Annotated in this window: 31 protein-coding genes; 7 read left to right on the top strand and 24 right to left on the bottom strand. The window is 36.3% G+C overall.

What is annotated here, in order from left to right; genetic code table 11:
* Positions 1-119: 119 nt before the first annotated feature.
* From ispA to accB, 8 genes are all read right to left on the bottom strand, one after another.
* Complete coding sequence (ispA, locus tag ACX9TM_RS21025; RefSeq protein WP_065382150.1) at positions 120-1,010, bottom strand: (2E,6E)-farnesyl diphosphate synthase; 891 nt, start codon at positions 1,008-1,010, stop codon at positions 120-122.
* On the bottom strand, positions 1,010-1,240 hold the full coding sequence (gene xseB, locus ACX9TM_RS21030) for an exodeoxyribonuclease VII small subunit (RefSeq protein ID WP_000428423.1): 231 nt from the start codon (positions 1,238-1,240) through the stop codon (positions 1,010-1,012). Before xseB ends, ispA begins: the two co-directional genes overlap by 1 nt.
* A complete protein-coding gene (gene xseA, locus ACX9TM_RS21035; protein ID WP_000415249.1) occupies positions 1,230-2,588 on the bottom strand; it encodes an exodeoxyribonuclease VII large subunit in 1,359 nt (452 codons plus the stop codon). The genes xseB and xseA overlap by 11 nt, the downstream gene beginning before the upstream one ends.
* 26 nt (positions 2,589-2,614) lie before the next feature.
* A complete protein-coding gene (gene folD / locus ACX9TM_RS21040; protein ID WP_000226732.1) occupies positions 2,615-3,475 on the bottom strand; it encodes a bifunctional methylenetetrahydrofolate dehydrogenase/methenyltetrahydrofolate cyclohydrolase FolD in 861 nt (286 codons plus the stop codon).
* A gap of 23 nt (positions 3,476-3,498) precedes the next feature.
* A complete protein-coding gene (nusB, locus tag ACX9TM_RS21045) occupies positions 3,499-3,891 on the bottom strand; it encodes a N utilization substance protein NusB (protein WP_000830247.1) in 393 nt (130 codons plus the stop codon).
* Positions 3,892-4,237: 346 nt separating this feature from the next.
* A complete protein-coding gene (locus ACX9TM_RS21050; protein ID WP_000807630.1) occupies positions 4,238-4,630 on the bottom strand; it encodes an Asp23/Gls24 family envelope stress response protein in 393 nt (130 codons plus the stop codon).
* A gap of 22 nt (positions 4,631-4,652) precedes the next feature.
* Positions 4,653-6,005, bottom strand: coding sequence for an acetyl-CoA carboxylase biotin carboxylase subunit (gene accC / locus ACX9TM_RS21055; protein WP_000592871.1), 1,353 nt, complete (start codon positions 6,003-6,005; stop codon positions 4,653-4,655).
* A 16-nt stretch (positions 6,006-6,021) separates the two neighbouring features.
* Positions 6,022-6,510 (bottom strand): acetyl-CoA carboxylase biotin carboxyl carrier protein, encoded by a 489-nt coding sequence (gene accB, locus ACX9TM_RS21060; RefSeq protein WP_000472866.1) that lies wholly within the window; start codon positions 6,508-6,510, stop codon positions 6,022-6,024.
* Positions 6,511-6,979: 469 nt separating this feature from the next.
* On the opposite strand from accB, the gene ACX9TM_RS21065 reads away from it, so the two are divergent.
* Entirely contained in the window at positions 6,980-7,174 is a 195-nt protein-coding gene (locus ACX9TM_RS21065; RefSeq protein ID WP_002179810.1) for a hypothetical protein, read from the top strand.
* Positions 7,175-7,287: 113 nt separating this feature from the next.
* Here the strand turns inward: ACX9TM_RS21065 and ACX9TM_RS21070 are convergent, their stop codons facing one another.
* Genes ACX9TM_RS21070 through ACX9TM_RS21110 form a run of 9 tightly spaced genes read right to left on the bottom strand, consistent with a single transcriptional unit; the run spans position 7,288 to position 12,797 of the window.
* Complete coding sequence (locus ACX9TM_RS21070; protein ID WP_000914710.1) at positions 7,288-7,932, bottom strand: SpoIIIAH-like family protein; 645 nt, start codon at positions 7,930-7,932, stop codon at positions 7,288-7,290.
* A 15-nt stretch (positions 7,933-7,947) separates the two neighbouring features.
* Positions 7,948-8,610: a stage III sporulation protein AG gene (gene spoIIIAG / locus ACX9TM_RS21075; protein WP_000368880.1), complete on the bottom strand. Its 663-nt coding sequence runs from the start codon at positions 8,608-8,610 to the stop codon at positions 7,948-7,950.
* Positions 8,600-9,232: a stage III sporulation protein AF gene (gene spoIIIAF, locus ACX9TM_RS21080; protein WP_001161052.1), complete on the bottom strand. Its 633-nt coding sequence runs from the start codon at positions 9,230-9,232 to the stop codon at positions 8,600-8,602. The genes spoIIIAG and spoIIIAF overlap by 11 nt, the downstream gene beginning before the upstream one ends.
* A gap of 12 nt (positions 9,233-9,244) precedes the next feature.
* Positions 9,245-10,417 (bottom strand): stage III sporulation protein AE, encoded by a 1,173-nt coding sequence (spoIIIAE, locus tag ACX9TM_RS21085; RefSeq protein ID WP_000946110.1) that lies wholly within the window; start codon positions 10,415-10,417, stop codon positions 9,245-9,247.
* Between the two features lie 10 nt (positions 10,418-10,427).
* The gene (spoIIIAD, locus tag ACX9TM_RS21090; RefSeq protein WP_077393170.1) at positions 10,428-10,811 is read right to left on the bottom strand and encodes a stage III sporulation protein AD; all 384 of its coding nucleotides are present in this window, start codon (positions 10,809-10,811) and stop codon (positions 10,428-10,430) included.
* Positions 10,812-10,834: 23 nt separating this feature from the next.
* A complete protein-coding gene (gene spoIIIAC / locus ACX9TM_RS21095; protein WP_000020914.1) occupies positions 10,835-11,038 on the bottom strand; it encodes a stage III sporulation protein AC in 204 nt (67 codons plus the stop codon).
* Between the two features lie 14 nt (positions 11,039-11,052).
* Positions 11,053-11,568: a stage III sporulation protein SpoIIIAB gene (gene spoIIIAB / locus ACX9TM_RS21100; protein WP_000238702.1), complete on the bottom strand. Its 516-nt coding sequence runs from the start codon at positions 11,566-11,568 to the stop codon at positions 11,053-11,055.
* Positions 11,562-12,488 (bottom strand): stage III sporulation protein AA, encoded by a 927-nt coding sequence (spoIIIAA, locus tag ACX9TM_RS21105; protein WP_000665905.1) that lies wholly within the window; start codon positions 12,486-12,488, stop codon positions 11,562-11,564. The genes spoIIIAB and spoIIIAA overlap by 7 nt, the downstream gene beginning before the upstream one ends.
* Before the next feature lie 27 nt (positions 12,489-12,515).
* Positions 12,516-12,797: a YqhV family protein gene (locus ACX9TM_RS21110; protein ID WP_000816050.1), complete on the bottom strand. Its 282-nt coding sequence runs from the start codon at positions 12,795-12,797 to the stop codon at positions 12,516-12,518.
* A 191-nt stretch (positions 12,798-12,988) separates the two neighbouring features.
* Here ACX9TM_RS21110 and ACX9TM_RS21115 point away from each other — a divergent pair, with 191 nt between their 5' ends.
* Both ACX9TM_RS21115 and ACX9TM_RS21120 read left to right on the top strand, forming a co-directional pair.
* Positions 12,989-13,567, top strand: coding sequence for a GNAT family N-acetyltransferase (locus ACX9TM_RS21115; RefSeq protein WP_065382149.1), 579 nt, complete (start codon positions 12,989-12,991; stop codon positions 13,565-13,567).
* Positions 13,548-13,868 (top strand): hypothetical protein, encoded by a 321-nt coding sequence (locus tag ACX9TM_RS21120; protein WP_000645569.1) that lies wholly within the window; start codon positions 13,548-13,550, stop codon positions 13,866-13,868. The genes ACX9TM_RS21115 and ACX9TM_RS21120 overlap by 20 nt, the downstream gene beginning before the upstream one ends.
* A gap of 35 nt (positions 13,869-13,903) precedes the next feature.
* On the opposite strand, the gene efp is transcribed toward ACX9TM_RS21120, so the two are convergent.
* From efp to ACX9TM_RS21140, 4 genes are read right to left on the bottom strand one after another with little or no spacing between them, the layout of a single operon-like run.
* The gene (gene efp / locus ACX9TM_RS21125) at positions 13,904-14,461 is read right to left on the bottom strand and encodes an elongation factor P (protein ID WP_000626516.1); all 558 of its coding nucleotides are present in this window, start codon (positions 14,459-14,461) and stop codon (positions 13,904-13,906) included.
* 21 nt (positions 14,462-14,482) lie between these two features.
* Positions 14,483-15,544, bottom strand: coding sequence for a Xaa-Pro dipeptidase (gene pepQ / locus ACX9TM_RS21130; RefSeq protein WP_000411040.1), 1,062 nt, complete (start codon positions 15,542-15,544; stop codon positions 14,483-14,485).
* 4 nt (positions 15,545-15,548) lie between these two features.
* Entirely contained in the window at positions 15,549-15,989 is a 441-nt protein-coding gene (aroQ, locus tag ACX9TM_RS21135; RefSeq protein ID WP_000735140.1) for a type II 3-dehydroquinate dehydratase, read from the bottom strand.
* A 52-nt stretch (positions 15,990-16,041) separates the two neighbouring features.
* A complete protein-coding gene (locus ACX9TM_RS21140; RefSeq protein ID WP_000076881.1) occupies positions 16,042-16,530 on the bottom strand; it encodes a YqhR family membrane protein in 489 nt (162 codons plus the stop codon).
* Between the two features lie 244 nt (positions 16,531-16,774).
* Here ACX9TM_RS21140 and ACX9TM_RS21145 point away from each other — a divergent pair, with 244 nt between their 5' ends.
* Positions 16,775-17,695 carry a DUF1385 domain-containing protein gene (locus ACX9TM_RS21145; protein ID WP_000807121.1) on the top strand — a complete coding sequence of 307 codons (921 nt, stop codon included), beginning with the start codon at positions 16,775-16,777 and terminating at the stop codon, positions 17,693-17,695.
* A gap of 79 nt (positions 17,696-17,774) precedes the next feature.
* Positions 17,775-18,176, top strand: coding sequence for an SA1362 family protein (locus ACX9TM_RS21150; RefSeq protein ID WP_001014463.1), 402 nt, complete (start codon positions 17,775-17,777; stop codon positions 18,174-18,176).
* On the opposite strand, the gene ACX9TM_RS21155 is transcribed toward ACX9TM_RS21150, so the two are convergent.
* The 3 genes from ACX9TM_RS21155 to splB all read right to left on the bottom strand — a co-directional run bounded on the left by ACX9TM_RS21155 (position 18,173) and on the right by splB (position 20,488).
* Positions 18,173-18,835, bottom strand: a complete 663-nt coding sequence (locus ACX9TM_RS21155; protein WP_033666637.1) for an HAD family hydrolase — start codon at positions 18,833-18,835, stop codon at positions 18,173-18,175. The two genes, ACX9TM_RS21150 and ACX9TM_RS21155, sit on opposite strands and share 4 nt — an antisense overlap.
* A gap of 54 nt (positions 18,836-18,889) precedes the next feature.
* Positions 18,890-19,318 (bottom strand): transcriptional regulator MntR, encoded by a 429-nt coding sequence (mntR, locus tag ACX9TM_RS21160; RefSeq protein ID WP_001143085.1) that lies wholly within the window; start codon positions 19,316-19,318, stop codon positions 18,890-18,892.
* Positions 19,319-19,462: 144 nt separating this feature from the next.
* Positions 19,463-20,488: a spore photoproduct lyase gene (gene splB, locus ACX9TM_RS21165; RefSeq protein ID WP_000802107.1), complete on the bottom strand. Its 1,026-nt coding sequence runs from the start codon at positions 20,486-20,488 to the stop codon at positions 19,463-19,465.
* A 157-nt stretch (positions 20,489-20,645) separates the two neighbouring features.
* On the opposite strand from splB, the gene ACX9TM_RS21170 reads away from it, so the two are divergent.
* Together ACX9TM_RS21170 and ACX9TM_RS21175 are read left to right on the top strand one after the other, a co-directional pair.
* Positions 20,646-20,963 (top strand): PadR family transcriptional regulator, encoded by a 318-nt coding sequence (locus ACX9TM_RS21170; RefSeq protein ID WP_000556078.1) that lies wholly within the window; start codon positions 20,646-20,648, stop codon positions 20,961-20,963.
* A gap of 5 nt (positions 20,964-20,968) precedes the next feature.
* Positions 20,969-21,640, top strand: a complete 672-nt coding sequence (locus ACX9TM_RS21175) for a DUF1129 family protein (RefSeq protein WP_000993581.1) — start codon at positions 20,969-20,971, stop codon at positions 21,638-21,640.
* Positions 21,641-21,647 lie beyond the last annotated feature (7 nt).

The following is a 21,647-nucleotide window of genomic DNA, read 5'->3' on the forward strand; positions in this document are numbered from 1 at the left end:
GAAGTGATAACGGCAATGTAATCTACATATATTTTTGCCAATAACAAGAAAAGAAAAACCTTTTCCTACATTTATATCATAAAATGATGAATGACTCAACAAATGAAAACGCTGTTATATTAGTTATTACGTTTTGCAATCAAATCGCAAATAGATAGTAAATATTCATCTTGTAATTGCAAGGAGCTAATCGCACCTTTTGCTTCTGCAATTGTTTCTTCTAAAATATCCTTTGCTCTATCTACAGTAAACAACGTCGTATATGTGCTCTTTTCATTAGAAAGATCACTACCAATCGGTTTTCCAATCTCTTCTTCAGTTCCTTCGACATCTAAAATATCATCTCGAATTTGGAAAGCTAGACCGATATATTTGGCAAACGTAAGCAACTTTTCTTCTTGCTCTTCTGTCGCATCAGAAAGTATCGCACCCGCAAGTACAGCAAATTCAAGTAGTTTTCCGGTCTTATGTTTATGGATGTACTCCAATTCATCAATCGTAAGGCGTTTCCCTTCCGCTTCCATATCTGCCACTTGTCCGCCAACCATTCCTTCTGGTCCTGATGCTTTTGCGAGTTCAAGTACAAGTCTTACTTTTTTTTCAGCAGAAATTTCTTTTTGCTCATATGCCATAATAACTTGAAAAGCGTATGTCAATAAGCCATCTCCTGCTAAAACTGCCATCGCTTCACCAAATACTTTGTGATTTGTGGGCTTTCCTCTTCTTAAATCATCATCATCCATACAAGGTAAATCATCATGAACTAACGAATATGTATGAATCATTTCAAGAGCACAAGCTGCACCTACTCCAAGATTTCTTTCTTTCCCAAACGCTTGTAATGTTGCAAACAAAAGTAACGGGCGGAGACGTTTTCCACCCGCTTCCAAAGAATATGCCATCGCTTCACGAAGTACATTTGGACATTGTAATCCATTTGCATAGCTTACAAGTTTTTCTTCTACGAAAGTTTTACTTTCTTTCAAAAAAGTATCAAAAGCAATCGTCACTATGCTTCATCTCCTAAAGCAGTAAACGGTTCAAGCTCTCCATCTTCCCCAAGAATAACTGCCATTTGTTCTTGTACATTCTTCAACTTCTCATCACAAAGCTTAGATAATTCCATACCTTCTTTAAAATAAGAAATCGCTTCTTCTAAAGGTACGTCACCTTGTTCTAGCTTAGAAACAAGATGCTCAAGTTGCGAAATTGCCTCTTCAAAGCTTAATTTATTTTCCATTATTCAATTCACGCTCCTCTATGCCTGATACGCTACAATCTAGTATTCCATCTTGTAATTGAACTGAAACAGCATCTCCAAGGCTTACATCTTTCACACTTTTTAACACTTGCTTCTCTTCATCATATACAAGCCCGTACCCTCTCATCATTACTTTAAGCGGACTTAACGCTTCAAGTTTTTGAGCAGCTCTTACAAAGGCAAATTCTTTCGTTTGAAGTAACGTTTGCATTTCACGTTGTAATTGCTTTTGCAACGTTTCCACAGCTACCTTCGTTTGCATAATTTTTTGAGATGGGTGGTGCTTCTCTAAATAAAATGAAAGTTGCTTTAACTGATTCACCTTTTTATCAATATAGCGCTCTTTCGCTAAAACAAGCTGTTCTAGCGCTCTATCTAATTGCTCTTCCTTTTGCTCATATACTTGTCTTGGATAACGGAACGCATACGATTTTTGCAACACTTGTAGTTTTTCTTCTTTTTTATGTACTAACTCTCTCATTGCTCTTTGCAATCTCAGAGTTCTTTGTAATACCTTTTCTTGTAACTCTATAATGTTAGGTGCTGCCAACTCAGCTGCTGCGGTCGGTGTTGGCGCGCGTAAATCTGCAACAAAATCTGCAATTGTAAAATCTGTTTCATGGCCTACTGCCGAAATAATAGGAATTTCACTCTTAAAGATCGCTCTTGCAACCATTTCCTCATTGAAAGCCCATAATTCCTCAATAGAACCTCCACCACGACCAACGATTAGTACATCTATCTCTCCCATTTCATTCGCTGTACGAATCGCTTGTACAATCGAGGGAGCCGCTGACTCCCCTTGTACAAGTACCGGAAATACAATAACATTCCCAATTGGATAACGACGTTTAATCGTTGTTATAATATCACGAATCGCTGCTCCTGTTGGCGACGTAATCACACCTATTGTTTTAGCGTAAGGAGGAATCGCTTTTTTATAAACTTGAGAAAAAAGTCCTTCCTCTTCTAAACGAACTTTTAACTGTTCGTACGCTAAATGTAAATTTCCGACTCCGTCAGGCTGCATGTCTTGAATATAAATTTGATAAGAACCACTCGCCTCGTAAACAGAGATTTTTCCTTTCACGAGTACCTTCATCCCATTTTCAGGTTTGAATTTAATATTACGATTATGGCCCGCAAACATAACCGCTGCGATTCTTGCATTTTCATCTTTCAATGTAAAATACATGTGGCCACGGCTATGATTTTTAAAGTTGGAAATTTCACCTTTTAACCAAACAGACTGCAAATGCGGATCATATTCTATTTTTGTTTTTATATAGCGTGTTAACGCTGTAACGGTTAAATATTGCTTCTCCATTTCTCTCTCCTCATAGCCGACTCAAATTATTTACAAACGACACCTGCACGTTTGGCAGATTCAACAGTATTATGAAGAAGCATTGTGATTGTCATTGGACCAACACCCTTTGGCACAGGTGTAATGTAACCCGCAACATCTAACACGTTGTCAAAGTCAACATCACCACAAAGTTTTCCTGTTTCTAAACGGTTAACACCAACGTCAATTACAACCGCCCCTTCTTTAATATAATCCGCTGTTATCATTTTAGGTCGTCCAACAGCTACGATTAAAATATCAGCTAACTTCGATAACTCTTTCATATTTTGCGTCTTAGAATGACAATATGTGACAGTGGCATTTTCATTTAAAAACAATTGCCCCACTGGTTTACCGACAATATTACTTCTTCCAATTACTACTACATGTTTTCCAGAAATATCAAGATTTGTTTCTTTTACTAATTCTACAATACCATGCGGTGTACATGGAAGGAATGTATCTTGTCCCGTCATCATACGTCCCACGCTGATTGGGTGAAATCCGTCTACATCCTTTTCTGGTGAAATTCTTTCAATGATAGCTTTTTCTTCAATATGTTTTGGTAAAGGTAATTGCACTAATATGCCATTAATACGGTCATCGCCATTTAAGCGATCGATTTCAGCAAGCAAACGTTCCTCAGTAATTGTTTCAGGAAGTTCAATTAGCTCTGAGTAAATCCCTACTTGTTCACAGCCTTTTTCTTTTCCTTTCACATAAGAACGAGATGCTGGATCTTCTCCAACTAAAATAACTGCTAATCCTGGTACAATACCTTGCTCTTTCAACTTCACAACTTCTTCTGTTAATTGTGCTCGTTTTTTCTCCGCAACTTCATTTCCTTTGATGATTACTGCTACCATTTTAAGATTCCCCCTTAAAGAATTTACAGTGTATCTTTTATATTAGATAAAACGCCGTTAATAAAACGACGAGATTCCTCATCCCCAAATGTTTTAGCAATTTCAATTGCTTCGTTAATTGTTACGTTGTGTGGAATTTCTTCCATGTATTTCATTTCATACACAGCTACACGTAAAATACTGCGATCAACAATACTAATACGCTCAAGCTTCCACTTTTTTAAATTTTGACGAATCGCTTCATCGATTGCTTCTTTATTTTCTACAAAACCTACTACAAGTGACTCTAGAAACTCATTTGTTTCTTCGCCTTCATCTAGCGTGTTTTCCACTGCTACTTTCGGTTCTAATTCACCTGTAATATCCATTTGGTATAATGCTTGCATTGCTCTTTCTCTAGCCGTCCTACGTTTCATTGTAACTCTCCTTTATGCTTCAAGTCTTTCCTTATACTTTGTTATATTATTATAATTTATAAGCCGTCAATTCACTTACTCTTACAGTTTTCATTGATTTTCCAACCTTATAATACAATGATAATAACACAATTTATCGTTTCACACACGGGTTACAAGGCTGAAAAATAATAAAAAGATTAACTTCAAGTTCCATATCTTATCACAATGTACGTTTTTTGGAAAAACGACACATTTTCTTGTTTATTTCTTATTTTTTGAAATAGTATAATAATTAGAGGGTTGTAATTTGTGAAGAAATGAAACGATAAAAAAGATGCCTATGTTACTAGGCACCTTTTCATTCTTACACTGGTTCGATTTCTGTTTTTTGTGTTTCGAATGTTACGCCAACGATGTGAACATTCACTTCTTTTGGCTCAAGTCCTGTCATTGTAAAGAGTGCTTGGCGAATATTGTCTTGAATCTTTTGTGCAACAACTGGAATTGCTACACCAAAATACATTACAACATAAAGGTCAACGATAATATCTTCGTTTGCTAATTCAACCTTTACACCTTTACCATGATTTTTCTTACCTAACTTCTCAACAACATCTGTAGCAAAATTACCGCGCATTGCCGCTACACCTTCTACTTCAGCAGCTGCAATACCTGCAATTACTTCAATTACTTCTGGTGCAATTTCTACTTTACCAAGAGTTGTATCTTGACCCATATCTAACATATGTTCAGCCATGAAAAAAACCTCCTTTAATGTATCACTGCGTCACAAGTTCATGCTCTTCCAAAAATTTCGTATTAAACTCACCTTTTACAAAATCAGGATGATCTAGCAATTGCAAATGGAACGGGATTGTTGTATGTACGCCTTCAATGACAAATTCACTAAGTGCGCGCTTCATTTTTGCAATTGCCTCTTCACGTGTTTTTCCGTGAACAATTAATTTAGCAACCATCGAATCATAGAAAGGTGGGATTGAATATCCCGGATATACAGCTGAATCGACGCGAATACCAAATCCTCCTGGTGGTAAGTACATTTCTACTTTACCTGGAGATGGCATAAATTTTTTGGCAGGGTTTTCCGCATTAATTCGACATTCAATTGCCCAACCATTAAATTGTACTTCTTCTTGCTGTAACGATAACTTTTCTCCTGAAGCAACAAGAATTTGTTCTTTAATTAAGTCCATTCCTGTTACCATTTCAGTAACCGGATGCTCAACCTGAATTCTCGTATTCATCTCCATGAAGTAAAAGGTTTTCGTTTTATATTCATAAATAAACTCAACCGTACCAGCACCTGTATAATCAACCGCTACCGCCGCTTTAACTGCCGCTTCACCCATCTGCTTGCGAATCTCTTCATCAAGTGCAGGTGATGGACTTTCTTCTAATAGTTTTTGCAAACGGCGCTGAATTGTACAATCACGCTCTCCTAAATGAATGGCATTTCCGTGTGTATCTGCCATTATTTGAATCTCAACATGGCGGAAATCTTCAACGTACTTTTCTAAGTATACACCAGGGTTCCCAAAAGCGGTACTAGCTTCTTGCTGTGTAATTTGAATTCCTTTTATAAGCTCTTCTTCATGGCGTGCAACACGAATACCTTTTCCACCGCCACCTGCAGTCGCTTTAATAATAACTGGATATCCAATTTGATTAGCAAGCTCAATCGCTTCTTCGGTATTTTTAATAATCCCTTGTGAACCTGGTACAATCGGAACCCCTGCTTCTTTCATTGTATCACGAGCAACGTCTTTTGTGCCCATCTTTGAAATAGCTTCTGGACTTGGACCGATAAAAATCAAGTTACATTCACGGCATAACTCTGCGAAATCTGCATTCTCTGCTAAAAATCCGTATCCCGGATGAATAGCATCGCAGCCTGTTAACTTCGCAACGCTAATAATGTTTGTCAAATTTAAATAGCTTTCTTTCGAAATCGTTGGTCCTACACAATACGCCTCGTCTGCAATCTGTACGTGAAGTGACTCTTTATCTGCTTCTGAATAAATTGCAACTGTTTCAATATCCATTTCTTTACAAGCACGAATAATTCGTACAGCAATTTCCCCACGATTGGCTATTAATACTTTTTTTATCATCACAAAGACTCCCTTATTACGCTTTTACAAGAAATAGCGGTTGTCCATATTCAACAAGCTGTCCGTTATTAACAAGAATTTCAACAATTTCGCCCTCTACATCAGCATCAATTTCGTTAAATAACTTCATAGCCTCGACAATACATACGATAGAATCTTTCGATACTCTATCCCCAACACTTACATATGGAGGTGTATCAGGCGAAGAAGAAGAATAGAATGTACCTACCATCGGTGATGTGATTTTATGTAGGTTTTCATTTTGAACAACCTTCTTCTCTTCTTGTTTTGGCACTTCTGCTTGCGCTGCTGCTACTGTCGTTTCAACTTCAACAGGCGCTACTGGTTGCATAGCTTGTTTTGCTGCAGGTGCTTGCACAGCAACAACTTCATTACCACGCTTTTTCATTTTGATTGTTGTACCGTCTTTTTTGTATTCAAATTCATCAATATTAGAGCTATCAATTAATTTAATTAATTCACGAACTTCTTGAATTTTAAACATGTAAAATCCACTCCCATACTCTTGTTTGTCCCGTTTTTACAGATTCTCGTCACGAAAACTAGATTGACTGTAAAAATACGATGTACTCTATTAGAAAATATATTTCATTAACTAATAGAAATATTTACTATTTCCATCTTACGATAAATTTTTTAAACATTCCAATTTATATTTCTTTATAATAAATCGAAATTCCTGTAAAAATATTATTCCAATAAAAATTTAATACCTAGTAATAATACCAAGTTTCACATGAAATTGGCAAGACCACTTCTTAAAAAACATTCACTACTTTTGCAAAACGTTACAAAGCAAACATGCCATTCCCTCCTCACTCTTCACCACACCTATAGTCAATAACATATTTTTACCAAATATTATTTTTTTGTTTACACGCCGTTCATCATTCCTTCATATAAGAATAGTATGTTCAAAGTGTAGAAAATATATTGTGTTGAGGTGTGGAAATATGATATGGCTCATTCTCTTTTTACCTGCCGTAATCGTTTGGGCATGCGTTCTTTTCATCCACGTCAAATCCGGAAAAAGTAATCATCAGTACCATGAACCATTAATCTTTTACTCACAACGTGTTTCTCCATTCCGAGTTGAACATAGTAAAAATAATTACAAAGACGACATAGAAAAAAGCTATCGAAAATGATAGCTTTTCTCTATTCACACATTTACTTGCATACTCTATTTTACTATTTGCATACCCTTTGCTTAGTAAAAGATAATAATCCGCAGGGAAATCCCTACGGATTAAAGTTTCACTTATTTCGCTGGTGGATCAAATTTCACACCTACATCTTTTGATCCGCCTTCACTTCTTACAAGTTGAATAATTTTATTTGCTTCTTTCTGTGAATGTTTTGCCGCTTTAACCGTTACTCTAATATCAGTGCCATCAGCTCTTACAAGAGCATCTGGATATCCTCCTTGAGATTTAATTACTGTCTCAAGTAATTCTTGCTTCGTTTCCATTGTCGTAATGGCATCAAAATTTTCTTTCGCTTTATTCTTTTCTGTTGCTGAAGCTTTTGTTGAACTCATCACTTCTTGTAATTTTGCTTTTTGTTCACTACGCTGATCTTCCATTTGCATACGTAAAGCTGTGAAATTCTCATCACTTGATTGAACTGATACATTGCCCTCTTTTTTACTTGTTTCTTTTTTTGCATTTTCTTTTTTGTCTGTTTCTTTATTTGTTGTTTCCTTGCTTGTATTTTCTTTTTTCGGAGTTTCTTTAGGCGCTTCGTTTGTTACTGCTTTATCAGTACCTTGTTTTTCTTGTCCAATCTTTTCACCTGTTGCCGGCGATGCTGTATTCATTTTGTCAGGAGTTGTCACGTAATACACAGATAGTACAACAACTAAACTTAACATCGTTAATAACCAAACTGTTTGTTTTTTTAACACTTTATTTCCTCCCTATCAATTTTTCGGTGAAACTGAAACGCGATGGGCCGGTACATCTAGCAGCCTTATCACAGCTTCTTTTACCATTGCTTTAACTTGTATATTATCCACTCCCTTTGCTACGACAAGAACACCACGTACTTTCGGCTTCTCTGTTCGTAAAACAACAGGAGTTTCTTTATCCCCTTCACGTATAATGACAGTCTTTTCATCAAGAGACTCGTCCTCTACTTCTCTCTTACCGCCTGTTTTATCTGTTTCACCTGTTGTTTGTGAGCGTTTCACTGTATTTTTTTCTAAAATTTTTTCTTCAGATGAATCTAAATTCACTTTAATCGTTACGTCTTTTACTCCTGCTATTTCTTCTAAAGCAGTTTTTAATTCTTGTTCATACGCTTTTTCATATTTTTCTACATTTGACATATTATCATTATTTTTTTGTCCAAAAGTTGGTACATCTTTTTCCTGGTTTTGAGTTTTTTGTTCTTTAAATACAGGTACTTCTTCTTTTTTACTTGAAAAAAAACTACTAGAAAACATAAGCAAAATTCCAAGTATGAGTAGGACAAGTAAGAACTTAGGTGTTACCTTTCTTCCCTTCTCATTACTTTCTTTTTCATCTCCATTCAATAAGTTTCGAAAAAATGAGAACTTCGAATTTTTATCTTTATTGTCCATTTACTCTACCTGTCCTCCCTTCCATTTGAACTTGGATTTGTTTATTCTCTAGTTGCCACCTGCTTGAAAAGAAGTCTTTCATTTCTACATTCGTTTCCTCTACTTTTTTCGGTGGTTCTTTCGTGTTAATTTCAACTGGTTTTACTGTTTCGATTGCATCATTTTTACTACGTTCTTTTTCTTTTAACGTCACAACAACAGATTGAATATCTTTCGCTGACTTTACTTCCGCTGTGCTTTCCGCTGCGACTATTTGTATTTCAGAGACTGACATACCATACTGTTTCTCAAACTCTTTTCCTACTTCTTTTTTCATTTTGGTAGCCATCTCTTCTAAACTATATGCACGTGTTAGAGCTTGTATTTCTTTTTTCTTCGAATCTATTGAATTTTTTACAGATCCTTCTGCTACGTACTTTTCTTCATTAAAATTTGCAATTACTTCATTTACATCTGTCTGCAATAGTTTAAAAAGGGGTGTTAAAATTAATACGACTAACAAAAGACTTACAACGAATTTAACGTATTTTTGCAAATTCGAATTTGGAAGAATAAGATGAAGCATTGTCGCTAAGAGCAAAAAAACGATAATATTTCTGATCCACTCTGTAACAAATTGCATACTCTTCACCTCCTACCGCATCATAAGTGTAATATTCCCCGCAGCAATAATAATTGTAATACTTAAAAAGAACATAAATGATACGATAGCTAAGCAAGCAAATACGTAAATGATGCTTCGTCCAATAATGTCTAAGCATTGAATAATTGCTCCGCCGCCAACCGGTTGCAATACTGCTGCTGCGAATTTATAAATAAATGCGATACAGAAAATTTGAATCGCTGGAAAAGCAACAATTAAACATAAAATGACGAGCCCAATAATTCCGACTGTATTTTTCAATAATCCTGATGCGCTAATAACAGTATCTGCCGCTTCTGTAAACATCCTTCCGACTACTGGAATGAAGTTCCCTGTTACAAATTTAGCAGTTTTCACAGCTATTCCATCAGCAACGGCTGTTGCTGTTCCTTGTACAGATAATACTCCTAAAAAAATCGTTAAGAAAATACCGATAATCCCAACGCTAACGTTTTGCAGAAGCTTGGACAATTTCGTCACTTTATATTGATCACTCATTGTACTTACAATACTTAATATCGTTGCCAGTAATAAAAGCGGTAGAACGATATAATTCATAAGAAGCCCGCTTGTATTCATTAAGAAAATGATAATCGGATGAAAGAAAGATACAGATACAACCCCGCCACCAGTCGCTATAAGCGCCAATAAAATTGGCAATAGCGCTAATATGAAATCTACCATTGTTTGTATCGTTTCTCTTGCATATGTCATAACGACATAAAAACTATTTAAAGCAAAAATAATAAGTACCATATATACAACAGCATCAGCAATTTTACTTACACTACTTTTTGAAAAAGCGGATTGCAGTGATTGCAACAATGCACTAAAGATTGTGAGCATAATGAGTGTGCCAAGCAGTTTTCCATTAGCTGCAAGCTCATGAAATAAATATTTTAATAACCCTATCATCCACTCTTTTAGAGAGAATTCTTTTTCTCCCTTTACAAACTCCATAAAACTCCCTTTTTGACTCTCTGGCAAATAGCCTCCATATTTTGTAACAAGCCCGTCCCAAAATTGCTTCACATCTTCAATTCCGAGCTTATCCAATTGTTGATCAACGACGTTTGTTTCTACAGGAGAAGCTTGTACAACAACCGGTAAAGAAAAGAAAAGGAAGCAAGCAAATAGCAGCTTAGCTCCAAACCTCCTCAACATTCACTCCCCCTTATCCCGTCGGTAAAAATCCGAGAATAGTTTCAATTACAACCGTCAAAATAGGAATTGCCATAACGAGAATTAAGATTTTCCCAGCAAGTTCAATTTTCGAAGCGATGGCACCTTGACCAGCATCTTTTGTAATTTGAGCTCCAAACTCGGCAATATAAGCAATTCCAATAATCTTTAGTAACGTTTCCACGTAGACGTTACTAACTTTCGCTTCACTCGCTACTCTCTCAATCATTTGTAAAATAGAATGAATTTGATCGATTAAAATTAGAAACATCACGCTACCTACGAACACAATAAATAAAGATGTAATACTAGATTTATGCTGGTTCAAAACAGCAGCTAAAAACGTAGCAACGAGGCCTAATCCGACAATTTGTATAATTTCGATTCGAACCGCCTCCTTTACTGGAAGAGAAAGACACTTTTAATCTTGTCGAATAGCGTATTAATTAAAAATGCAACATGAAATAAAATGACGACAAAACCGACAAGGATAACCCAATTTGCAATATCCTCACGCTTCAATTCTTTTAGTACAGTATGAATGAAAGCTAAAACAATGCCGATTCCGGCGATTTGAAATATTAATCCAACATCAATGGACATCGCCTTTCTCCCCCCTATAGCAGTAAAATTACAATTAGTAGCCCTGCTAGTACCCCTAAGCTCTTAATCATTTTTTCGTATTGCAGTTGTAAAGCTTTCGCTTCCTCTTCTTCTCTCTCCAAATGTGTAATACATAAGCGAATATGTTTTTGTTGTGATTCACGATCATGTTGCCCGAGCGTTTCACCAAATTGCTGCAGTATTTCATACTCGGTTTGTTGAAAAGCCGTCAACTTCCAATTCTCTTTCAAACTATCTATCCAAGCTTCCCTTACCGTTTGTTCTCCACTTTCTAGTTTTTTAGCGAAACTTTGAAATATCCAATTTAATGGCTTTGGCATTTGTTTAACTAATCGCTCGGCAGCCTCAGATAAAGGTGTGTGTCCATACATAATTTCTGCCTCTAATGATTGAAGTGCTGATTTTAATAACCTAAGTTGCCTCGGCCTCTCACTGTATCTTTTAGCGTACGAAAACCCGAAAAAGGTGCTGACCGCAACGATTAACACTGCACCAAATATTTTCACCATACGCCCTCAGCCTTTCTATTTGATAACACTGGTTTTCCATATTTATCTTTCACCTGCATAACCGTTCCTGGACCCCTCGCTTTTGACAACTCCACAAACCTATCAAATATACCAAGCTCTAGCACTGCCTTGAGCGATGGACGTCTCACAACATCCTCATAGGAAAATCCGTGTGCGCTTATAAAAAGCTGAACACCTGCATGCACTGCCTCCATAATTGCTTCACTATCTTCTTTACGGCCAATTTCATCTACGATCAAAATATCAGGACTCATAGAACGAATCATCATCATCATTCCTTCTGCCTTTGGACATGCGTCTAACACATCGACTCGGGTACCAAAATCATATTGCGGGATTCCTTTCACACAGCCAGCAATTTCTGAACGTTCATCAACGATCCCCACTTTACAGGAAGGAATTTCCGAAGCACTTACCCCTTGACTCATGCAACGTGCTACATCTCTTAAAAGTGTCGTTTTTCCCGTTTGGGGAGGGCCAATTACCATCGTGTTTAACCACCTTTTTTCATACAAATATGGCAAAAGCGGTTCAGCAATCCCTATTTTTTGACGAGCAATACGAATATTAAAGGAAGAGACATCACGAATCATTTTCACTGCGCTTTTTTCTGTAATGACTTTTCCTGCTAACCCGATTCTATGCCCCCCGCGAAGCGTCACATACCCACGTTTTAATTCCTCTTCCATCGTATAAATTGAGAATTGACTTAATTTATTCAATAAGTAAATAGCATCCTCTGCAGTAGTGATATAGTCATAAAAAAACACCTTTCCGTGTGCAATACACTCTAGCGGCCTTCCAATTCGAACACGAATTTCCTCTAAAGCATCGTATTGCTTACATTCTTCAATTAAGTACTTCATCGTTTTTGGTAAAACTTCTAATACCTCTTTCATCGGCTTCTCCCCACTATACTCGACTTACTATTTCAGTAATGCGATAAAAATACAGCAAATTCCAAGCGCTAGAAAAAAGAGCTTCAAGAAAGAAATTTCACTTGCTACACTCGCTATCCCAATTGTCATTGTTAAAATTAATACGGTAGGTCCAACAAACGCCAACATACCATTTATAAACAACGCTTTCTTCGCATCATTCACATAAAGCATAAGCAAAGCAGCAAATATCTCCGCACTACCTGAAAATAATCGAAGTGCCCCCATAACAAGCACGGATGTTTCCATTGCCGCTAGCCACTGTTTCATTCTTCCACCTTCTCCCGTAACAGTTACTAACTTCGTATTCTAAAAAAGAATATATTTGTACAACCATATGCAGAGGTTGTCTATTTCAGAAGTAAAAACATAATTTTTCTCTAAAGTCTGAATTAGAATCTGAATATTCATATTATTTTATGGTATATTATGGTATATTTAGTTTGAAAGGGGTTTAAACCATGCAGCACATCACTTTATTACCACTAGATTTATGCTATACAAATGTGATTTTCGAGCTATCAAGTGATCCACATATAAAAAATGCATTGGGGATAACGGTAGAAAACATCGAAGACACGAAAACATTTCTTCTTTTCGCAATAGAAGAAGAGCGTCAAAAGAAATCCTTATCGAGAATGATTGTGAATGAAGAAAATGAAATAATTGGCCTCACCACACTTAAACATATTAATAATGAAAAAAAGCAATCTCACATTGGTAGTTGGATTGGCTATCCATACTGGGGAAAAGGCTATAACGAGGCTGCTAAAAAAGAAATCTTTAAAATCGCCTTTTTAGACTTACAACTTTCCTACGTATTTGCTGGTGCTAAAACGAATAATATCCGCTCACTAAAAGCACAAGAAAAACTACCCTATATTTCATTGCATGTGGAAAACAAGTTTCCAGACGAACACGCTGCACTAGAGAACGAAGTAAGGTCACCTTGCTCTCTGCATGTCGTGTCACGTGAAAATTTTTTAAACTGGTTGAAATTACAGAATGAGGAGGAAAAATATGAAGGCATTGAAAATTAGTTTAACCGTTGTAGTAGAATTAGCTCTTATTTATCTTTTTTCATTATTAGTCGGTTGGTCATTTATAGAGACCTTTTTCCTTGGTAGTTTAGCAATATTTGCAATTATGTGGTTAATTATTATGAGTAACCATAGAAATAACATTACAGATCACGCAATAAGCAAAACATTAACTGGCGTTGAGACTGGCGAAATAAAACCATTTAAAATTGTTTTGACTCCATCTATTATGGGTACTCTTTCACTTGTTTTAGTCAGTTTTATAGTAACAGCTATTTACTATCTACCCTATTTCCTATAAAAAAACACTCGTGAATTATCACGAGTGTTTTTTTACTATGCACGAGAAACGTATTTACCTTCACCAGTGTTGATGATAAGCATTTCGCCTTCGTTAATGAAGATTGGTACTTGTACAACAAGACCAGTTTCTAATGTAGCTGGTTTTGTTACGTTAGAAGCAGTATCACCTTTAATACCAGGCTCTGTTTCTGTAACTTGTAATTCAACTGTGTTTGGAAGTTCAACACCAAGTACTTCGCCTTGGTAAGTCATAATTGCTACTTCCATGTTTTCTTTTAGGAATTTAAGCTCGCGCTCGATTTGTTTTTCACCAAGTTCGATTTGCTCATAAGTTCCGTTATCCATAAATACGTGAGCCTCACCGCTTGCGTATAAGTATTGCATACGACGGTTTTCGATGTGTGCTTTTTCTACTTTCTCACCTGCACGGAATGTTTTCTCTTGAACAGAACCTGTGCGAAGATTACGTAGTTTAGAACGAACGAATGCAGCACCTTTACCTGGCTTTACGTGTTGGAAATCAAGTACTTGCCAAAGGGCATTGTCCACTGAAATTGTTAAACCTGTACGAAAATCGTTTACTGAAATCATGTAAAAAAATCCTCCTGTGTATTACAAAATAATAAGTTCTTTTGGTGATTTCGTAATTACTTCATTACCTTCACTTGTCACAATGATATCATCTTCAATACGTACGCCGCCAATACCTGGAATATAAATACCTGGCTCTACTGTTACAGCCATACCTGGTTCAAGTACTGTATCAGAACGGAACGCTAAACCTGGTGCTTCATGGATTTCAAGACCTATTCCATGACCAGTAGAGTGTCCAAAGTATTCACCATATCCTTTTTCCGTTATGTAGTCACGCGTTAGCGCATCAGCCTCGCGACCTGTTAAACCAGCTTTAATACCGTTCACACCACGTAGTTGTGCTTCTAAAACGATATTATAAATTTCTTTTAATTTATCAGATGGTTCACCGACTGCAATCGTACGAGTAATATCAGAACAATATCCTTTGTAATAAGCGCCGAAGTCTAATGTAACGAAATCTCCTGTTTCTATCACTTTTTCAGATGCCACGCCGTGCGGTAATGCCGAACGAAGACCTGAAGCAACGATAATATCAAACGAAGAAGATGTTGCTCCTTGTTTTCTCATGAAAAATTCAAGTTCATTTGACACTTCAATTTCAGATACTCCCGGGCGAATGAATGATAGAATATGCTCAAAGGCAGCATCTGCAATCTGTGCAGCTTCCTTTAATATCTTAATCTCTGAATCAGTCTTTATCAAGCGTAACTTTTCTACAAGTCCAGAAGTCGGGATAAATTCAGCATCAATCGCTTCCTTATGCACTGAATAAGAACTATATGTAAGAGTATCTTGCTCAAAACCAAGTTTTTGAATTCCAAGCTCTTTCACTTGCTTTGCCACTTCATCAATGATCAATCCTGCGTGCTGTACAACCTCATATCCAACCGCTTGTTTACTTGCCTGCTCGACGTAACGGAAATCTGTAATAAATTGAGCACGATCTTTTGAAATAAGAACAACGCCTGCTGTTCCTGTGAAGTTAGCCATATATCTACGACTATGTTCATTTGTTAACAAAATACCGTCAATGCCAGCCTCATCAAATGCACTTCGTAATCTTTCAATTTTCTCCATTACTTTATGCCTCCCTCAATTTCTCCATTAATGCAAATAACGCTAACTTATAGCCATAAAAACCAAATCCTACAATTTGACCTGCACAAACAGCTGCCGTCACAGATTCATGACGGAACGATTCACGCTGATGAATGTTAGAAATATGTACTTCAATAACAGGAATCGAAATGCTCGCAATGGCATCACGAATCGCATAGCTATAATGCGTAAATGCTCCCGGATTTAAAATGATCCCTTCATATATATCTTCCGCTTCATGAATAATGTCGATAATGGCACCTTCATGATTCGATTGGAAACATTCTAACTCCACTCCCATTGTTTCTGCTTCTTGCTTCATATCTGCTTCAAGTGTCGCTAGCGTGCCCTTTCCATATACATTTACCTCACGAACACCGAGGCGATTTAGGTTAGGACCGTTTACGAGGAGTAACTTTTTCATATTCTTAAAACTCCTTAATATTAAATATCTATACAATATTTTAACATAGGAGTTACTTATTTGAATAGTTCGTCTTCTCTTGCCCTTCTTGTTCTGCTTTATTGCTATTCACTGCGTAAGAAACAGAATATGCTATAAACACACCATACAATATAAAAATACATATTGTCGTCACAATTGTCTCTTTTGGTAAATGGAGCGCACTTTTAATAACAGGAGCCATTAAACCCATCCCCAAAAACAGTAGTGCCCACCAAAATAGCCCATAAATAATTCCCGCTATAATCCCTTCAAACTTCGCAAAAAATGCTTTATACAAAAAGGCGATCAAAATTGAAAGAAGTCCCATACACACTATTCCGAACACATTGCCCCATACCCCCTCTTTCCAACTTCCAAACGCAAATGGTAAAAGGAAATAATTCGGTCCCGCCTCCGTGAATGAAAATATATGAAGGAAATACCAGATCCCGCCCCAAAAGATTCCACCAAACAAACCAATCTGCACAAAATTCCTTGTTCCTAATTGTTCTTGACTCACATCGACACCTCCGCTCAATAGTATGCCCGAAACTATTTTGAAGCATGTTTAAATCCTGCGAAATTTGTCTATAAAAAGAATAAGAAATGTCCGACTCTCATAACATTTTCCCTTGTCATCTACTTGTATTTGCCGATAAAATAAAGGAAACTCGGTGATTGTCTTATTTCAAAACGACAGAACCCAGTATGACAATTGCCTCTTTTTCTACATAAGAGAGAAACAAATACAGGTTGGTGTTAACATGGCAGAAGAGTCAAAACAAATATATGGCGGGCAAGCGGTCATAGAAGGAGTTATGTTTGGCGGTAGAGAATATACTGTTACAGCGGTTCGTCGTAAAGATAAATCGATTGAATTTTATCGATTACCACGCGTTCGTAATAAAGTACTATCTACCCTAAAAAAAATTCCATTTTTACGAGGGATTGCCGCTATTGTGGATGCAAGTGCGAATGGAGCAAAGCATTTAAACTTCGCTTCAGAACGATTTGACGTCCACCCAGAAGATGATGAACAAATTGCAAATAAAAAAGAAGAACAATCAAAATTAACGATGGTATTAGGAGTTGCAGCTGTTGGCGTTTTATCTTTTATATTCGGTAAAGTCATTTTCACAGCAGTTCCTGCACTATTAGCTGAATTAACGAGACCGATTTTCCCATCTCATACTGGGCAAATCATTGTCGAAAGTGTCATTAAGCTCATGCTATTATTGAGCTATATATACTTTATTTCTTTAACCCCACTTATTAAGCGGGTATTTCAGTATCACGGTGCAGAGCATAAGGTAATCAATGCTTACGAGAATAACCTTCCTCTGACTGTAGAAAACGTTCAAAAGCAAACTCGTCTCCATTATAGATGCGGCAGTAGCTTTATTATATTTACAGTCATTATTGGAATGTTCGTTTATTTCCTAGTCCCTACAGATCCTCTTTGGGCACGAGTTATAAACAGAATTTTATTAATTCCAGTTGTACTTGGTATTTCTTTTGAAGTATTGCAATTTACAAATCGATTACGAGACATTCCCGTATTACGCGTACTTGGATATCCTGGATTATGGCTACAACTATTAACAACGAAAGAACCAACAGATGATCAAGTGGAAGTAGCAATTGCATCGTTTGAAGAATTATTACGTTTAGAGAACAAACAATAATTATTTAAAAATGGTGTTCAACTCCTTTCCTCATCGTTAATATACTAATTTCAATATATGTTTTTAGGAGGTGTCCCTTATGAACGGTCGTTCGTTTACTTTCGCTATATTTGTGCTTATTATCGGATTGGCAATATTCGGCCTTGTTTCATCTGTTATTACAAATCCCATGGGTGTATTAAGAAATATCGGGTACATGTTACTTGTTGTCGGTATCTTTTACTTGCTATACAAGATGTTTACAAATTCCAGTGGTTCCGCAAATTCGCAAAGCTCATATAAGCGTGCGGCAAAACAATCGAACCGCAAACATGGGAAACAAAATGTAGCACCCCTAGGCAATTCTTTCTTTAAGTCAAATACTTCTAATGACAAAAGTAAAAAAGGGAATTCTTCCACTTTGAAACGAAAAAGAAAACAGTCTCATTTAACTGTCATTGAAGGCAAAAAAAGCAAAAAGAAAGACCGTGCTTCCTTTTAGGAAATACGGTCTTTTTTTATACTTTGAAGCACTTCTTTTAAACTTTTCTCTCTCATACTTTCAATTCGAAGATGATGATTTTCAAACGGTAAATTCCGTGTCACATCATTAGGTACCACAACGCACGTTAATCCCGCTGCAACTGCTGCTCTCAATCCATTTAATGAGTCTTCAAATACAACAGCTTCAGATGGCTTAATTCCTAATTCTTCTATTGCAACTCGATAAAGAGCTGGATCTGGTTTTACCTTCTCAACATCTTCTCTCGTTTTAATTACTTCAAAATATTCTCGAATTTGTAGCTCTTCTAAAAAATGAATAACCCATTCTCTAGAAGAACTAGAAGCTAGTGCGATTTTTAATCCCATTTCTTTCGCTTCTTCTAAATATTCTTTTACCCCGTCACGAGCTTCTGGTATTCTCATTTTCTCTTTATGTAAAGTTGCCACTTTTTCTTTTAATACACTTTTGTTAAACTTCTCTTTTAATTGATCATTTAGATATGTATAAAGTACCTCATCTGTTGTTCCAATGCATTTCGCAAATTCCTCTAAAGGTAGTTCCCCGCCGTATTCACGAACAGCATCTCTGAAAGAGTGAAACCATACCGTTTCTGTGTCCACAATTAATCCATCAAAATCAAAAATAATTGCTTTCATAATTCTCCCATCCTTTTCGAATTGAAATAAAAAAGGAAACGCCATACGTTCCCCTTAATTACTTTTCTCTTCATTTGCTCTTTGAACACCGCGAAGTGTTTCCACTCGGACTGTATCTTGTTCAAAGTATTGCACTAAATCACCAATGCGATCAATCGCTTCCCAACTTAAATGATGTTCAATTCCTTCTACATCATTGTAAATTTTACTTTCATCCACACCGATAATACGCATAAATTGCTCTAGCAAGTCATGACGATATACGAGACGTTCTCCGATTTTTTTACCTTTTGTTGTTAATACAAGCCCTCTATATTTTTCATAAATTAGATATTCATCTTTGTCTAATTTTTGCACCATTTTTGTTACAGAGGATGGATGTACACTAAGCGCTTCAGCAATATCAGATACGCGGGCGTAACCCTTTTCATCAATCAACAAATAAATTTGTTCAATATAATCTTCCATACTAGGGGTAGGCATCGGTTTCCTCCATCCAAGTTCATTTTGCTTATTCCGTACGAAGCAATCAATAAAATGATACACCAGAAAGAATAACGTGACAAGTTGAAAACGAGCCTAAATATATAAAACAAAAAAGAATCTGTATTTGCATACAGACCCCCCTTAAGTAAAATATTGTATTTCTGCATTAGGAAAAAATTCATTTATATAACCTCTTATCGTTTCTTCCAATACTGCTGCATCATCCTTTTTATATACATATTTTCCGATGCCATATCGTCCCCATTTATACTTCCGCTTCTCTTCATCCATTTCAAGCTTCGTATTTGGATAACGCTCTTGAATAACCTTTTTCGCTGGTTTCGTAAAACGATGCTGAATTAATTCAAACGTTAAATTTGGTATCGTCATATCTTTCAGCGCATTGTACAGTCGCTCAAATAGTTCACGATATCCTTCTTCCCATCCTTCATGCATATAAAGTGGCGCGACTATAAAACCAAGTGGATAACCTGCACCTGCTACTTTACGTGCCGCCTCAATTCGCTCCTCAAATGGCGATGTCCCTGGTTCAAAATTTTTAATTACATATCGTGAATTTATACTAAATCTGAAACGAGTTTTCCCATTATGCTTTGCATCTAATAAATGATCAACGTGCGAATATTTCGTGACGAAACGTAAGCGCCCATATTCACTTTCTCCAATGAATTCAATCGCCCGCTTTAATGCATGTGTTAAATGATCAATCCCAACAATGTCTGATGTACACGCTGCTTCAAATCTTGTTATTTCAGGTGCCCTTTCATCCATATATTGCTTTGCCTTCTCAAATATTTCATCAAGATTGACATACACACGAACGTAAGGCTTACTCCCAAGTGTTGTTTGCAAATAGCAATAATGACAATGTCCCATACACCCTGTTGCGAGCGGAATTGCATATTCAGCTGACGGTTTTGACGTATCAAACTTTAGCGTCTTCCTTACTCCAACGACAAGTGTAGCCTTTGCATTACGATACTTTTGCAAATCATTTTCTCCTGGCAAATTTCTAATTTGATTATGTGATGTCGTTTCACGAATTTCTAATCCCATCTTCGTAAACTTCTCATAAAGCTCTTTTCCAAGCGGATATTCAAGTGCCTTTGGTTCAAAGTAAACGAGTTTTGGCATAAATGGTTTCATGTGCTTCCCTCCCTCTCGTTAGTATGGGAAACGTTGAAAAATTAACACGCATTAAAGTTTTCCACTTCAGTAACTTGCGTTGCAAGTTACTGAATGTTATAATTTGGATAACAGCTACCTTGCAACGCAAGTTACCTGAGTAAAAGGTGGTGAAATCATGCACAGCCAAATGTTAAAAGGTGTATTAGAAGGTTGCATCCTATACATCATTTCACAAGAAGAAGTGTACGGATATGAACTGAGCACAAAATTAAATAAACACGGATTTACATTCGTAAGCGAAGGAAGCATCTATCCGTTATTATTACGTATGCAAAAAGAAAAATTGATCGAAGGCACATTAAAAGCTTCCTCACTCGGTCCAAAGCGAAAATATTATCACATAACCGATAAAGGATTAGAGCAGCTTGAAGAATTTAAACAAAGCTGGGGAATGGTTTCAACTACGGTAAATAACTTATTACAGGGGGAGTGATAGGGATGAATGCACAAGACATGATTGAATTGAATAATAAAAAACGTGAGCTTCTAACACCTGAAAATGAAGTTGCTTATAGCGATATGTTAGTTTATCTTCGTTTATCTAACGTGCCAGAGCAACAAATGGAAGAACTGTTACTAGAAATATTAGATCACCTCATCGAAGCACAAGCAGAAAATAAAAACGCTTATGACATCTTTGGAGATAATTTACAATCTTATTGCGATGAACTTATATCAGCTTTACCAACTCAAACAAAGTTAGAAAAAGCCTCTTTAATTGGATTTTCTATTAGCTTACTTCTTGCTATACAGTTTGGCATAAATGCAATTATTTCATTTTTTATGTTTTTCTTTGAAAAAAACAATACATTATCAAGTCCGCCTTTTAGCATCCTTGGAACTACTTTGTCTGTTTCAATAATTATACTAGGTATACTATTTATTTTATATTTATTAAAGCGTTACTCCTTTAATCAGAAAATGAATTGGAAAAGAAGAATTCTATTTGGATTCGCATTTGCTACTCCATTTTGTTCCGCTGTATTCTTAAATATTTATTTCCAAAAGCAACCTTATCTCATTTATCATCTAAACTTTTGGCAAAATGCTTTAATTGCTATCTTATTTTTTATTTTATATAAATTACTATATAAAAAATCAAATTTTTAACAGCCTC

It is taken from the genome of Bacillus sp. LH1, assembly GCF_057924895.1.